Origin of the sequence: Chelativorans salis, assembly GCF_025336525.1 — a bacterium.
In the GTDB taxonomy this organism is placed as follows: domain Bacteria; phylum Pseudomonadota; class Alphaproteobacteria; order Rhizobiales; family Rhizobiaceae; genus Chelativorans; species Chelativorans salis.
In genome coordinates this window covers 132492-146667 of the sequence record NZ_JAOCZP010000009.1, presented here as the reverse complement: position 1 = coordinate 146667, position 14176 = coordinate 132492, and the positions used below count along the sequence as shown (strand labels likewise).

Below are 14176 nucleotides of genomic sequence, written 5' to 3'. Positions count from 1 at the left end.
GCGCGTTGACGGGCGGCGAATTGCCGAAGCAGCGCAATGCGGGTGATTGATGCATCAAAGAAGTCAGCAATTGGACAGCAGCCTTTTCCAGAGCGATGAGCAGAAAGAGAATTTCATCGATCTGGACGTCCTGTTTGCCGCCCTGCGGCGGCGCGCCTGGCTGATCGCACTCATCGCTGCGCTGGGCTTGGCGCTCGGTGTTGCTTATCTGCTCGTTACGCCGCCCGTCTATACCGCTGTCACCCGCATCCTGATCGATGAGGAGCTGGCGAAATTCACGCAGGAGGAACCGTCTGTAGCCAGCAGCATGCGGAACGATTCCATGATCCTGAGTGAAGTGGAAATCCTAAGATCGGCACGGCTCGCCCGCACTGTCGTTCTCGCCGAGGGGCTGCACGAGAATGAGGTCTTCCTCAATCCGCCGCAGCCTCCTGTGGCGTGGCTGAAGTCGAGGGTCAAGGCGGCGCTGCGCATATTTGCGTCACCAAGGCCCGAGTTGACGGGGGCAGCGGCAGAGGAGGCGGCCATCGGCAAGGCTGCCGCGCTTCTTCAGCAATATATGTCGGCCGAACGGGCGGGGCGCAGTTTCGTTCTCGAAGTGTCTGTCAAGGCCTATGATCCGAAACTGGCCGGGTCGATCGCGCGTGCGTATGCCGATGCCTATCTTTCCGATCAGCTCGAAGCCAATTTCGATGCCACTCAGCGCGCCATGGTGTGGCTGCAGAGCCGGCTCGACGAGTTGCGGCAAAGCTCGCAGGCCGCCGCCCTCGAGGTCGAGGAATTCCGGGCCGAGAACGGACTGACCGCCGCCAGCGGCGAACTGATCTCCGAACAGCAGCTGTCGGACCTGAACAGCCAGTTGATTCTGGCGCGGGCCGAGACGGCGAATGCGCGCGCGCGCTACGAGCAATACAAGTCCATCATCGATAGCGGTCCCGAGAATGCCGTGCGCAATGCCACCATCCCTCCGGACCAGCCGAACAGCGCTCTCATCAACGAACTGAAATCCCGCTATCTGACGATCAGCAGCCGTGCTGAGGACGTCGAAGGGCGATTTGGGGAGGATCACCCGCAGCTCGTCAACCTGCGCCGCGAAAGAGCCGAGCTCGAGCGGCAGATATTCAGCGAACTCCAGCAGCTCACCGAGTCCTATCGTAACGAGTACAACGTGGCTCTTGCCCGCGAGGAATCGTTGGGCGGCAATGTCGGAACAATGGCCGATGAAAGCTCGCAGACGGGCAGGGCCATGGTCAGGTTGCGCGAACTCGAGCAGAGATCGACGACCCTCGCCAATCTTTATCAGACCTATCTGGCACGCTTCGAAGAAGCCTCGCAACAGCGTTCGCTGCCGATTGCCAAGGCGCGTGTGATCTCGGAAGCCGAAGACCCCGTCGGGCCTTCGAGCCCGAGTAGGACGATGGTGCTCGCCATGTCGCTCGTCCTGGGTCTTTTCGCCGGTGGCGGTATGGCGGTGCTGCAGGAATTCCGGGAGCGCTTCTTCCGCACCGGTGAAGATGTCAAGGACGCGCTCGGCCTCAAGTTTCTCGGTTATCTGCCACGTCTCCAAGGGGCGGCTCGGAGAGGGAAAAAAGACCGAGCGAGCAAGCCGGAGAGCGACAAGGCGGTCACGATGTCACCTGGCATTCTGCGCGCCACCAAGGACGCGCCGGGATCATCCTTCGCCGAGACCATGCGCAACGCGCGGCTTTCGGCCGATCTTCTGCTGCAGGGCACAAGTTGCAAGGTGATCGGCTTCGTTTCGGTTCTTCCCAACGAGGGCAAGACGACGGCGGCGGCAAATTTCGCCAGCCTCGCGGCTGCCAGTGGGGCCAAGACGTTGCTGATCGATGGCGACCTGCGCCACCGCGGCCTGAGCCGAGGCCTTTCGGGAACACCCGGCGGAGGGCTTGCCGAAGCAGTCATGGGCGAGAAGCACTGGCCGAGTTACGTGCGTATAGACCGCAGCATGCAGCTCGCCATTCTACCCGCCAACGGCAGGCACTTCGCACACACGAGCGAGCTGCTTTCGAGCCCCGGCATGCACCGGCTCATCGAGGAAGCGCGGCGTATGTTTGCCTATATCGTCATCGACCTGCCGCCACTCGGGCCGGTGATCGACGCCAAGGCATTCGAGCCGATGGCCGATGGCTTCATCATCGTGGCCGAATGGGGCGCCACGCCGCGCGCCCTGCTGCGTTCCACGCTCCAGTCGGAGCGCCCGATTGCTTCGAAGGCGATCGGCGTCATCCTCAACAAGGCCGATATGAAGAAACTCTCGCGCTATGCCGCACCGGGCGGGGCGGAAGGCTACATGGGCCGCTACACCGCCTACTACGGTGACCGTTTCGAATGAGGAGACATCTTGGATGCGCGGCTTTGCAGGAAGCGTCCCTTGCCCCGCCAAATGCGCAAGGCCGTCAGCGGCCCTCCGAGGTAGGCGCCGGTATCGATATCGCACCGCCTGCCCTCGAGGCGAGGCTCCGAGACCGGGGTATGCCCGTGCACCACAATTCGCTCGAGCAGATGCGAGCGCTCGTAGAAGGCCGAGCGGATGGAGACGAGCTGGTCATCCGATTGGCGGTCGAGCGGAACCTCAGGACGAAAGCCGGCGTGTACAAAGATGAGCCGCGGCGTCTCGACCAACACCGGCAGAGACCGGAGGAAGGCGATATGCGAGCGCGGTATTGCCTTGCGGATGACCGTATCGATCTCGCTTGGCTGCCGGTAGACGTGCGCCAGGCGGTCATGATCGATCCCGTAAGACAGGAGCGTGGCGTCAGCGCCGAGTTCCAACCACTGCGAAAGCGCGCAGCGCCCTTTAAGGTAAGCGAGCATGAGCAGTTCATGGTTGCCCGCAAGGCAGATGCGATCGAAGCCTTCCGGCGGCGGCCCCTCCAGATGGTCGAGCACTTGCGAGGATGCAGGTCCCCGGTCGATATAATCGCCCAGCATGATGATCATTTTTTTTCCTGGCAGCGTTTGCGCGTCCGCAATGATCTTTTCCTCCAGGTCCACAAGCTGCTCCAGGCAGCCATGCACGTCGCCGATGGCATAAATCGCCGTATCCGACTCGTTCAGCCGCAGCCTCGCACGCCGCTCTGGCGCCATACGGCTACTCAGCTTGAAAAAGCCGGCAAGTTTGCTCATCGGCATCCTCATACGGTCGGTTATGGCAGGCACCCCTTCGCGGAACCAGGTTTCTTCTTATCCCAAGCACGCCGGATGGGCGACCAGTCAGAGGTTTCAGCGTTTGACCGCATCGGGCGGCTGCAGGCGTTAAGAGAGGTTGCGGCCGGGCTCGAAAGCGTCATGGGTGTGATGATGGCATTGAAGACGCCTGCGTGTGCGCAATCAGGTGCGACATCTCACAGGAGACGTGGATGAAGCTCACCTACTTCCAGTGCAAGATTCTGAATTTCGGCGACGATCTCAACGCATATGTCTGGCCGCGCCTCCTGGAGGAAGGGTTCTTCGACGAGGATGAGCGCGAGCTTTTCATAGGCATCGGTTCGATCCTCTACGACAGCTATCCACGAGAGGCCCTAAAGATCGTCGTCGGCTCCGGCTATGGCGGCTATACCGGCCCACCCAATGTGCATGACGGCTCTTGGGAACTCGCTTTCGTGCGCGGTCCACGTACGGCGGATATTCTGAAGATACCACGCGAGAAAGTCATCACCGACGGCGCGGTGCTTTTGCGGGCGGTGGAGCTTCCACAGCCGGCGCCGGAAACGCCCGTTATTTTCATTCCGCATTTCCAGAGTCTCGACCGGGGCAATTGGCAGGAAACTTGCGCGCTTGCCGGAATCCGCTTTGTCGATCCGTCGAGCAATGTGGAGACAGTGCTCAGCGAGATACAGGGCGCGCGCCTGGTCATCACCGAATCCATGCACGGCGCGATCGTGGCCGATGCCCTGCGAACGCCGTGGGTAGCGGTCACACCCATTGCAAAAATACACCGCTTCAAGTGGACCGACTGGGCCGAGTCGCTGGAAATCCCACTCAGGGCGCATGCACTCTTTCCCTCCACGACGCGCGAGGCCTGGTCGGCGCTCTCGGGCGGTCAGGGAGCGGGCCGCAGGAGCCGCAGCTTCGACCGCTCGGTTGTGGCGCGGCCTTTCAACCTTGCCCTAAAGCATGCCGCCGCCCGCAGCCTGCAGCGGCTTGCAGAACAGGAGCCGCAATTGAGCGCCGATACGACGATCGCACGCGCGACTGAACGCGCGGTCGCCGCCGTGGAGGCGGTCAGGCTTCGGCATCTCAAATCCGAAAATCTGATGCCGGATGGAGCTCATTCGCCTGGAGCGGCCTAACCGGTCTTCTCGAAGTCCTGAGTTCGCAAGCGTCTGCGATGAGCGAGTCGTGCAAAGACTGTCAGTGCGTTTCTTCGGATGGCGGGTTCACCCCGACACGATGCTGGTACACGAGATGACCGCCTTTCCATCCAGTGTACAGCAGAATCAGTACGACCGCGGTTGAGATCAAAAGCCCCCACGGCAGAACTGCCTCGGCGCCGCCGCCAAGGCGCAAGAGAAAGTTTATGAGGACAAGGAAGACCGCCGTCAGATTGCCGATCATATGTTGCCACGCGGCAGTTATAGCTCTCACTTCGCCATTCGCCAGGAAATCGGTAAAGCCGGCCAAGGCAGCGAGCAGCGCAGTCGCTATACCGGCACCGAGGAGCCACGTCGCGGCGGTCGCCCAACCGGTGCCGCCGGTGAACCAGAACATTACGTCGCACACAAAGACAGACCAGAAAGGCTATAGGAAACGGAATGAGCATGGGATGGATCGGATGCCCACCGATCTGTGCGGTCGCCCGGGGATACGAGTGGCCCATGGTTGTTCCTCCTTCGGATTATCCATGGAAACGCGAGCATGACCTTCACGTTCCAGTGGGTGACCCGATAGCATGACTGCTCAAAGCGAGGTGTAACCTCCCTCTATCATGATCAGCGCACCGTTGATCAGGTCGGAAGCCGGGGAGGACAGGTAGAGGGCACAGTCAGCGATCTCGACCGGTTCGCCGAATCTTCCGGCTGGCGTCCTGGCGAGCATCGGGCCGCTCTTTTCCGGAGGGCTCCACACGCGCCGTCCCATGGGCGTCATGACTACGGTCGGGCATATGGCGTTGATCTGGATGTTGTGGCGCGCCCATTCGGCGGTCATCGACTTTGTCAGCGCGTTGAGTGCCGCCTTCGAACTGGCGTAGGCAGCATGATCCTCCAGCGCAACGACGCCCGTCTGCGAGGAGACGTTGACGATCTTACCTCGGCGCTGGGCAATCATGGCAGGCGCGACAGTGCGCGCGATGAGGAAAGGCGCGCGCAGGTTCACATTCATCGTCGTGTTCCAATCCTCGACGGAGAGATCGAAGATCGGAGCGACATGCGCGACGCCGGCGCAGTTGACGAGGATGTCGATCGTGCCGAAGTGATCAAGCGCCGCTTGCGCCGCCGAAACTGGTCCCTCGGTGTCGGCAAGGTCGGCTTCGATACAGAAGAGGTCACGGCCGGCGGAAGCGGCATCTTCTTCAAGCGCAGCCAGTCCGGCACGATCGCGCCCGACCGCGGCGACATCGGCACCGGCATCGAGAAAGACACGCGCAACCTCCGCACCGATACCCTTGCTCGCGCCCGTCACGAGAGCATGCTTGCCGGCGATGGAAAAACGTTCGTGCCATTCGTTCATCTGCGCAGAAGCCTCCGGCATGAAACCAAGGTAGACGGGCGGTACGTCATTCAAGGTTTGTGTGCCGTGCCCGCATGGTCTCGGCACTCTCGCCCAGCCGCTCCCTGAGCGCCATGATCAGGAGCTCGAAGGCAAGATACTGGACGCCTTCGAAGAGGCTTCCCATGGGCAGGATCGAGATTGCTGCCTCCCTGCCCGTGTCGTCGGCCATCGTCTGCGCAGGCAGGACCAGAACAGCATCGCAGAGGCGGGCACTCTCGCCGTCGGCCTGTGCGGTGATGCACAGGGTCTTTGCGCCGGCCGCACGCGCAGTTGCCACGAGCGCTGAGACCGTCGAGAAATAGCCGGGCCCGGCGCTGACGATCAGGAGATCGCCTTCGCCCAGCCGGGGTGTGGTCATGTCCCCAACCACATGTGCGTCCAGGCCGAGATGGAAAAGCCGCATGGCGAGGCCCTTCATCATCAGCCCCTCGCGCCCGACGCCGTAGAGGGCGATGCGCCGCGCATCGGCGCACATGGCGACGGCGCGGGCTGCCGCATCCTCGTCGATTTGCGCCAGCGATCGCGCGATTTCACTTGTGGCTTTTGTACCTGCCTCGGCGATGTCGATCAAAGCGTGCCTCCCTCAGTCGCGGAAGTCAGGAATAGAGTGGAGCTTCGTCAGGAAAGCAGGCTTCCACGGCTTGCTCAAGAAGTCCGGCATCGGCGAGCAGGTCGAGCAGGGTATACCGCCTGCGGATCCAGCGGGCATTGCGTATAGTGGCCCGATGCCGCTCTGGCGAAAGCCCGATTTCACGCGTGGTGACCGGTGCGCCGGCGGCCGCCAGGAGGTCGCGCATCTGACTTTCGCGCATGAGATGGGAAGATAGCACATCGCGCAACGCTGGCCAGCCATCCCTTAGCTTTGCCAGGCGACCAGCCAAGATTTCGCGCTCGACCCATTTCTCGCGCATTTCCTCCTTTGCGCGCCGGGCGATGTTGGCGTTGGGGAAGGCTTCGTCGATGGCCGCTTCAACGGCGGACCAATCCGGAGCGCGAGGGGGAATCACCGCCGGTTCTATGGCTGAAATATCCTGATCAAGCAGCCAGTCGTACAGGCTCAGCATCGACAGGCTGCCGATTGCAACGCAGGCGCCGTGGGAGACCTTTTCCCCCTCGTGGGAAAGATCCTCCATCTCCCATATATGGGCGATCTGGTGCTCTGCACCGGATGCAGGGCGCGATGAGCCGTAGACCTCCATGGCTACGCCCGAGACGGCCAAGCCGATGAACAAGTCGGCGATGGCTGCGCCATTGCCACGATGCACGCCCTCCGGGTCCGATAGCCAGCCGCGCAGCTCGTTCTGCACCATCGGCCAGGCAGTATCGTCGAGGGATTCCACCCCCAGCGCGTCGGCGACAAGCCAGTCTCCCCCCGCCGGCACCTTGCCTGCCAGATCGCCATAGCCCCAACCGCTCATCCTGGCCGGCGCGCCGGCGATGACATCGAGGTCCGCTAGGATGACACGGGGTGGGGCGCACTGAATCGTGATCTTGAAGCCCTCGTCCGACAGGGGAGCGCCGGCGCTCGTGTAACCGTCCATCGATGCCGCCGTCGGCACGCTCATGAAGCGGGTACCGGCGGAGAAAGCCGCATAGCGTGTCAGATCGTTGATGACACCCGAACCGACCGCCACAGGGACCGGGTTACCCCCGTTGTTTGCGGCACCCATTTCTCCGACCCGTGCCGCGATGCGCTCGGCGGTCAGGCGATCAGGTGCCAGGCGCGGTTTCGCCGGCAATATCTCCGCTTCGACGTTGATGCCCGCTTCGACAAGAGCAGCGCGCACCGCCTCACCGGCAACCGGATAGGTATTCTCATCGGCAACGATCAGCGCCGGCGCTGCGCCGAAGTGCCGGCGAAATACCGCCCCGGCTTCCTGTAGGCACACATGACCTGCCACCACGCTTTCTATTGCCTTCGAATGTTTGACCGCAGGAATCGTGTAACGCCGGTCGCTTACGTCGTCCGCGCGTGCCTTTCCCTCAATTGGCTGGGAACTCGGTCCGTTCATTTCACCCTTCACGATTGGTCAGCGTTGCGCCGCCGGCGTCGAATAAATGGATACGTTCAAAGGGAATGGACACTGTCACCGCGGTCCCCCGGTCGATCGCCGTATCACCGTCCACCTTAACGGTCACGCGGTCGCCTTCCCGCGTGTCCACATAGAGGATCGTTTCTCCGCCGAGGGTTTCCTTGACGGCGACCGTGCCGCCTAGCGCACCGGCCGAAACATGGGCCCGCCCATTCCTGCCAACCTCCGGCCCAGCATCGGCGGGTGCGATATCCAGATGCTCCGGCCTGACGCCGAGCGTGATATTTCCTGAAGCCTTGCCCTGCACGCCTTCGGGAAGCCTGATCTCGGTTTCACCGTAGCGTCCAACCGGAGCGCTGCCTTCCGAACTCCCCAGCAAAACGGGCAGGAAGTTCATGGAAGGCGAGCCGATGAAGTCAGCGACGAAGCGCGTTGCCGGTGTGTGATAGAGCTGCATCGGTGTTCCGATCTGCTCGATGCGGCCGCCATTCAGGACGACGATCTTGTCGGCCATGGTCATGGCTTCCACCTGGTCGTGCGTGACGTAAATCATGGTCGCGCCGAGCTGCTTGTGCAGGCTCTCGAGCTCGATGCGCATCTGCACGCGCAGCTTGGCGTCGAGGTTCGATAGCGGCTCGTCGAACAGGAACACCTTCGGTTGGCGCACGATGGCTCGGCCGATAGCCACACGCTGGCGCTGGCCGCCGGAAAGATGCGCAGGCTTGCGGTCGAGATACGGTTCGAGTTGCAGGATGCGCGCGGCATTGGCGATGCGCTCTTCCCGCTCGGCCTTGGGCACGTTGTTGACCTTCATGCCGAAGTCCATGTTGTCGTGCACGTTCATATGCGGATAGAGCGCGTAGGACTGAAAGACCATGGCGACACCGCGGTCCGAGGGCGCGGCCTTGCTGATGTCCTGCCCGCCGATCTCCATCACGCCCGTATAGCTGCCTTCCAAGCCGGCGAGCGTTCTCAGGAGCGTCGATTTTCCGCAGCCGGACGGGCCGACGAAGACGACGAATTCGCCGTCGGCAATGTCGAGGTCGATGTCGATCAGCGCATGGAAATCGCCGTAGTACTTGTTGATGTTTCGCATTTTTACGGACGCCACCCGCTCTTCCTCCCTGCTTTGAGCGCCTGAAACAGCCCACTGCGGCTATTCGCGATCGTAGTGGCGCAACGGCGTTTCCGCGATTGACTTTTACAAATGTAAATGAAAAAATGTAAATGTAAAGATCGATTGGTATGACGCTTCTGGGAGGAAACAGATGAGTATGAAGTCAACGATCAAGGGGCTGATGGGAGGCGCCGCCCTGGCGCTTGCGCTTTCGCCCGTTACCGCTTTCGCCTGGTCCTTGGAGGAAGCCGCCGAGCCTTATGCGGGCACGACGGTGGATGTCGTCTTCCTGCTGAGGCCGGGCTACGAGGCAGCGAAGAAGATGCTGCCGGAGTTCGAGGAAAAGACGGGCATCAAGGTCAATGTCACGGACATGCCCTATGAGAACGCGCTTGGCGAACAGGTGCGCGATTTCGTCGCCGGCGGCGACTTCGATATTGCGCTGGTCGATCTCGTGTGGATCGGCAACTTCGCCGAGAACGAGTGGATCGTGCCGGCCGAGAAGTTCATCAACGATCCGGCGCTCGCCGATCCCGATCTCGATCTGGACGACTTCTTCCCGCTGGTGCTGGACGCCTTCGGGTCATGGGGTGGTACGCTATACGGCCTGCCCTTCGACAATTATTCCGGGCTTTTGTTCTACAACAGCTGCATGCTGGAGGAGGCTGGCTTCGACGGCCCTCCGCAGACCTGGACTGAACTGAAGGACGAATACGGTCCGGCGCTGACCAAGGACGGCAAATATGCCTTCGCGCTGCAGTCGAAGCGAAATGAGACGCAGTCGGCGGACAGTTTCGCGCGCGTGCTGTGGCCCTTCGGCGGCTCCTTCCTCGACGACGAATTCAGGTCCAACCTGATGTCGGAGGAAAGCCAGGCCGGTCTCAAGTTCCGGCAGGACCTGATGCAGTATATGCCGGAAGGCATTGTCGCCTATGACCACGCAGAGGCTGTCAACGCGCTCGCGCAGGGCGATGTGGCCATGATCACCGAGTGGTCGTCCTTCTATTCGACGCTGAAGAACCCCGATACCTCGACCATCGGCGATTGCCTCGCGGTCGCGCCCGAGCCGGAAGGTCCGGCTGGCCGCAAGCCGGCGCTGGGCGGCTTCTCACTAGCCGTCGCCTCGCAGGCCGACGAGAACGAACAGGCGGCCGCCTGGCTGTTCATCCAATGGATCACCTCGAAGGAGAACGCGGCGGAATATCTGGAACTCGGCGGCGTGCCGGCGCGCCAGTCCGTCTACGAGATGGAAGGCGTTGCGGAGAAATACGACTTCGTGCCGGCACTCGTGGAAAGCTGGCAGGAAGGTGTGCCGGAGTTCCGTCCCCGCTTCGCCGAATGGCCGGAGATCACGGAGATCGTGCAGGAGTGGGGCACCAAGATGATGCTTGGCGAGGTCTCCACGGAAGAGGGTGCCAAGGAAATCGGCGACCGGATGGAAGCGGTCCTGGAAGAAGCCGGCTACTATGACGGTGAAAAGCCGTTGGTGCAGTAGGCGCGCAACAACTCTCCGGCACGGCGGTCGCGCCGTGCCGCGGCGTGGTGCTCAGCCGGTTCTCCTCCTTGCCGGCTGAGCATTCCCCGAAGCCGGATCTCCGGTCGGAACGCACCGCATCTTCCGGTAATATGTGCATTCTCGCTACCGGGTTGGGGGAGAACGGGTTCAATGCCCGGTGACGAACGAAGTGCGGGGTCTGGAGGCGGGTTCTATGTCCAGCGCTGCGCGGGAGATCAGGATATAGATGCTGCAGAAGACACAAGATCTTGAACGGGGGGTGCCGGAAGAGACGGTGAACGCCGGGACCGCCTCTCGTGGCACAATGTTCAGCTTTCTCAGCCCCGCCGTGATCACGCTGGCCGTTATCGGCATAGCGCCGCTCGTCTTCGCAATCTGGACGTCGATGCGGGACTACAATCTGACGCGGTTGCAGCGTACGCCCTTCGTCGGTCTGGAAAATTATGCGACCGTGCTCACGGATTCGGTGTTCTGGGATGCGATGGGGCGCACCTTTCTGCTGCTCATCCTGGCACTCCCGGTGCAGATTGCGGCGGGACTTGGTATCGCCCTTATCCTGCACCGTCCGGGGCTGACGTTTCTCAAGACAATTGCGCGGCTGTCGCTGGTCATTCCCATGGCCACCACATACGCTGTCGTCGGCCTTCTCGGCCAGATCATGTTCAATCTGAAATACGGCGTCGTGAACCAACTCCTGGGTTTCGTCGGTATCGCGCCAGTCAACTGGCTAGGTCACCCGACGAATGCCTTCGCGGCCATCGTCTTCTGGGACGTCTGGCAATGGACGCCTTTTTGCGCGCTGGTGCTCCTGGCAGGGCTGACCACCGTGCCCGGAGAGATCGAGGAGGCCGCGCGGCTGGAAACGAAAAGCTGGTGGACCGTGCTGCGCTACGTGCAACTGCCTTTTCTTATTCCCGGCCTCACCGCCGTCCTCATCCTGCGCACCGCCGACACGCTCAAGCAATTCGACATGGTGTTCACCATGACGCGCGGCGGGCCTGGTTCTTCCACCGAACTTATCAGTCTGCTTATTCAGCGCGTCGGCTTCCGTGCTTTCGATCAGGGGCTGGCCTCCGCCCAGGCGATGATCCTCCTCGTCATCACGATCGTTCTCAGCCGGCTTTATATCCGCTTCTTCTACCGGGAGGTTTGAGAGATGCGTGAGCACACGACCACCACGCCGTCCCTTGCCGCCCAGGTGGTCCTTCTGGCAGCGATCATCCTGTTCTGCCTGTTTCCGTTCTACTGGATGGTGCTGACGAGCCTGAAAACGCAGATCGTCGCGCTGCAGACGCCGCCGGCCTGGATCTTCGACGTGTCTTTCTCGAATTACTACGAGGTTCTGTTCGAGGACGCTGTCGCCAGGAGCCTCATCAACTCGCTCATCGTCGCCGTCTGCACCACCTTCCTGGCCATCCTCCTCGGGACGTCCGCCGCCTATGCGCTGGCGCGGTTCGAGTTTCGGGGCAAGAAGGAATTGTGGTTCTGGTTCATCACCAACCGCATGGTCAGCCCCATCGTGCTGGCGCTGCCCTTCTTCCTGATCGTGCGCAGCTTCGGCATGCTCGACACGCACATCGTGCTGATCCTCATCTATCTGACGTTCAATCTCCCAATCGTCATATGGATCTGCACCGACCAGTTCCGCTCGATCCCGCGCGAGATTGACGAGGCGGCGATTCTGGAAGGCGCTTCACAGTGGCGCATCTTCTTCTCGCTGTGCCTGCCGCTGGCCGCGCCCGGCATCGCCGTGTCGGCAATCTTCTCCTTCATCTTCTCGTGGAACGAGTTGATGTATGCGCTCGTGCTGACGCGCAACGTGGCCAAGACGGCGCCCGCCGTGGCCGTGTCTTTCATGGAAGGCTACTCGTTACCCTACGGCAAGATCATGGCCACTTCGACGCTGATTGTCGTGCCGGTCATCATCTTTGCGCTGATCGCCTCGAAACAGCTCGTGCGCGGGCTGACGATGGGCGCCGTGAAATGATGCGGCCGCTGCGGGAGTTTCCGACCGCCGAACGTGCCGCGGTGCGCTTCGTCCTGACCGACATCGACGACACGATGACCACCGACGGTCTTCTGCCAAGCAGCAGCCTTGCAGCCCTCGAGGCACTGTCGGAGGCCGGGCTGAAGGTCATCCCCGTTACAGGTCGGCCCGCCGGCTGGTGCGATCACATCGCGCGCATGTGGCCCGTTGATGCCGTTGTGGGGGAGAACGGCGCATTCTGGTTCGCCTACGACCGCGAGAACCGGAAGATGCGCAGTGGCTTTGCCAAAACGGATGCGGAGCGGCAGGCGGACAGGGAGCGCCTGGAGACGCTGCGGCACCGCATCCTCGCCGAGGTCGAGGGAGCAGGGGTCGCGTCGGACCAGGACTATAGGGTCGCCGACCTCGCCATCGACTTCCGCGAGGACGTCGCCCCGCTGGACGACAAGGCGGTGGAACGCATCGTAACGCTTTTCGAAGAGGGCGGCGCCACCGCCAAGGTGTCTTCTATCCATGTGAATGGCTGGTTCGGCGTCTATGACAAGCTCTCCATGGCCCGCATCTGCCTCAAGGAGAATTTCGGCGTCTCTATCGACGATCCGGACACGAACGCGCTTTCGGTCTTCGTCGGCGACAGCCCTAACGATCAACCGATGTTCGCCTTCTTCCGCAACAGCATCGGCGTCGCCAACGTGCGCGACTTCCGGCTGCAAACCCCTCCTCGCTGGATTACCGCCAGTAAGAACGCTACTGGGTTCCGCGAGGTTGCCGCGGCACTGCTGGAGGTCAGGAAATGAAGGATCTGATGGTCGAGGAAGCCACCCCGCCCGACGAGGAAGCGCATTTCCTGGCCCGCGTCGCCTGGCACTACTACGTGGAGGGCATCAACCAGCAGGCGGTGGCCGACCGGTTGGCCACGAACAGGCTGCGCATCAACCAGGCACTGCGCGATGCGCGCCGGGAGGGCGTTGTGCGCATATCGATCGAATCGCCCTTCCTGCGCTCGGTCGAGCTGGAAGCGCAGATGCGCGAGCGGTTCGGCCTGGAGCGCGTGCGAATTGTGCCGAGCCCGAAGGACAAGACCAAGGTGCAGACGACGGTCGGCGCCGCGCTCGCCATGGAGCTCTCCCCCCTCCTGGCCGACACCAGTGTAAAGCGCTTCGGTCTGTCCTGGGGCATGACCATCTACAACGCCTCGCGCTTCCTGCGCCCGACAGCGCGGCCCGATCTTGAGTTCGTCTCGTTGCTCGGTGGGCTGTCGCAGGGGTCGGACGTCAATTCCTTCGACATCGTGAAGGCTTTCGCATCGCAGTTCGACGCGCAGCGCACCTATTTCACCGCACCAATCTATGCGCCGTCGAAGGCTGCGCGCGACGCCATAATCGATACCGAATTCTTCGACGACGTGTTCGAGCGCATCCGCTCGGTAGATGCCTGCGCCCTTGGCACGGGCGACATGTCGCGCGATTCGCTGTTGATCCGCTATGCGCTTCCCTCCGATGTCAGCATCGAGGAATTGATAGAGGCCGGTGCGGTCGGCGACATTCAGGGGCAGTTTCTCAATGCCCGGGGCGAACTGGTCGATCACCCGATCAACGACCGCATCATCGGCATAGGGGCGGCCGATGTCGGGCGCATCGGCAATGCGATCCTTGCCGCAGGAGGACCCGGCAAGATACCGATCATCCGCGCCGCTCTTCTGACCGGCGCCTTCGTGGGTCTCGTCACGGACGAGGCGACGGCGGAAGGCGTGTTGGCGGGCCTTGAGCCGGCGGAGGGCTAGTCAAGCC

General features: G+C 62.1%; 13 protein-coding genes. 7 read left to right on the top strand and 6 right to left on the bottom strand.

What is annotated here, in order from left to right:
• The first annotated feature begins 70 nt into the window (after positions 1-70).
• Positions 71-2353, top strand: coding sequence for a Wzz/FepE/Etk N-terminal domain-containing protein (locus tag N5A92_RS22685; RefSeq protein ID WP_313958450.1), 2283 nt, complete (start codon positions 71-73; stop codon positions 2351-2353).
• On the opposite strand, the gene N5A92_RS22680 is transcribed toward N5A92_RS22685, so the two are convergent.
• On the bottom strand, positions 2332-3147 hold the full coding sequence (locus N5A92_RS22680; RefSeq protein ID WP_260906527.1) for a metallophosphoesterase: 816 nt from the start codon (positions 3145-3147) through the stop codon (positions 2332-2334). The genes N5A92_RS22685 and N5A92_RS22680 overlap by 22 nt on opposite strands.
• Before the next feature lie 233 nt (positions 3148-3380).
• Between N5A92_RS22680 and N5A92_RS22675 the strand changes: the two genes are divergently transcribed.
• A complete protein-coding gene (locus N5A92_RS22675; protein ID WP_260906524.1) occupies positions 3381-4313 on the top strand; it encodes a polysaccharide pyruvyl transferase family protein in 933 nt (310 codons plus the stop codon).
• A 61-nt stretch (positions 4314-4374) separates the two neighbouring features.
• On the opposite strand, the gene N5A92_RS22670 is transcribed toward N5A92_RS22675, so the two are convergent.
• The 5 genes from N5A92_RS22670 to N5A92_RS22650 form a co-directional block, all read right to left on the bottom strand.
• Entirely contained in the window at positions 4375-4731 is a 357-nt protein-coding gene (locus N5A92_RS22670; RefSeq protein ID WP_313958449.1) for a DUF2231 domain-containing protein, read from the bottom strand.
• 189 nt (positions 4732-4920) lie between these two features.
• Positions 4921-5691: an SDR family NAD(P)-dependent oxidoreductase gene (locus N5A92_RS22665; RefSeq protein ID WP_260906523.1), complete on the bottom strand. Its 771-nt coding sequence runs from the start codon at positions 5689-5691 to the stop codon at positions 4921-4923.
• A gap of 46 nt (positions 5692-5737) precedes the next feature.
• The gene (hxlB, locus tag N5A92_RS22660) at positions 5738-6304 is read right to left on the bottom strand and encodes a 6-phospho-3-hexuloisomerase (RefSeq protein ID WP_260906521.1); all 567 of its coding nucleotides are present in this window, start codon (positions 6302-6304) and stop codon (positions 5738-5740) included.
• 25 nt (positions 6305-6329) lie between these two features.
• Positions 6330-7634, bottom strand: a complete 1305-nt coding sequence (locus N5A92_RS22655) for a sn-glycerol-1-phosphate dehydrogenase (RefSeq protein ID WP_260906520.1) — start codon at positions 7632-7634, stop codon at positions 6330-6332.
• A 112-nt stretch (positions 7635-7746) separates the two neighbouring features.
• Positions 7747-8877, bottom strand: a complete 1131-nt coding sequence (locus N5A92_RS22650; RefSeq protein WP_260906519.1) for an ABC transporter ATP-binding protein — start codon at positions 8875-8877, stop codon at positions 7747-7749.
• Positions 8878-9034: 157 nt separating this feature from the next.
• Between N5A92_RS22650 and N5A92_RS22645 the strand changes: the two genes are divergently transcribed.
• The 5 genes from N5A92_RS22645 (at position 9035) to N5A92_RS22625 (ending at position 14169) form a co-directional block, all read left to right on the top strand.
• Entirely contained in the window at positions 9035-10378 is a 1344-nt protein-coding gene (locus N5A92_RS22645) for an ABC transporter substrate-binding protein (RefSeq protein ID WP_260906518.1), read from the top strand.
• Positions 10379-10625: 247 nt separating this feature from the next.
• Positions 10626-11552, top strand: coding sequence for a carbohydrate ABC transporter permease (locus N5A92_RS22640; protein WP_260906517.1), 927 nt, complete (start codon positions 10626-10628; stop codon positions 11550-11552).
• Between the two features lie 3 nt (positions 11553-11555).
• Positions 11556-12386: a carbohydrate ABC transporter permease gene (locus N5A92_RS22635; RefSeq protein ID WP_260906516.1), complete on the top strand. Its 831-nt coding sequence runs from the start codon at positions 11556-11558 to the stop codon at positions 12384-12386.
• A complete protein-coding gene (locus N5A92_RS22630) occupies positions 12383-13183 on the top strand; it encodes an HAD-IIB family hydrolase (protein ID WP_313958448.1) in 801 nt (266 codons plus the stop codon). Before N5A92_RS22635 ends, N5A92_RS22630 begins: the two co-directional genes overlap by 4 nt.
• Positions 13180-14169, top strand: coding sequence for a sugar-binding transcriptional regulator (locus tag N5A92_RS22625; RefSeq protein ID WP_260906515.1), 990 nt, complete (start codon positions 13180-13182; stop codon positions 14167-14169). The genes N5A92_RS22630 and N5A92_RS22625 overlap by 4 nt, the downstream gene beginning before the upstream one ends.
• Positions 14170-14176: the final 7 nt, after the last annotated feature.

Excerpts from the sequence above, each read along its gene's own strand:
- N5A92_RS22680 (WP_260906527.1), bottom strand. The coding sequence starts at position 3,147 with ATGAGCAAACTTGCCGGCTTTTTCAAGCTGAGTAGCCGTATGGCGCCA.
- N5A92_RS22675 (WP_260906524.1), top strand. The coding sequence starts at position 3,381 with ATGAAGCTCACCTACTTCCAGTGCAAGATTCTGAATTTCGGCGACGAT.
- N5A92_RS22670 (WP_313958449.1), bottom strand. The coding sequence starts at position 4,731 with ATGTTCTGGTTCACCGGCGGCACCGGTTGGGCGACCGCCGCGACGTGG.
- N5A92_RS22665 (WP_260906523.1), bottom strand. The coding sequence starts at position 5,691 with ATGAACGAATGGCACGAACGTTTTTCCATCGCCGGCAAGCATGCTCTC.
- N5A92_RS22645 (WP_260906518.1), top strand. The coding sequence starts at position 9,035 with ATGAGTATGAAGTCAACGATCAAGGGGCTGATGGGAGGCGCCGCCCTG.
- N5A92_RS22640 (WP_260906517.1), top strand. The coding sequence starts at position 10,626 with ATGCTGCAGAAGACACAAGATCTTGAACGGGGGGTGCCGGAAGAGACG.
- N5A92_RS22635 (WP_260906516.1), top strand. The coding sequence starts at position 11,556 with ATGCGTGAGCACACGACCACCACGCCGTCCCTTGCCGCCCAGGTGGTC.
- N5A92_RS22630 (WP_313958448.1), top strand. The coding sequence starts at position 12,383 with ATGATGCGGCCGCTGCGGGAGTTTCCGACCGCCGAACGTGCCGCGGTG.
- N5A92_RS22625 (WP_260906515.1), top strand. The coding sequence starts at position 13,180 with ATGAAGGATCTGATGGTCGAGGAAGCCACCCCGCCCGACGAGGAAGCG.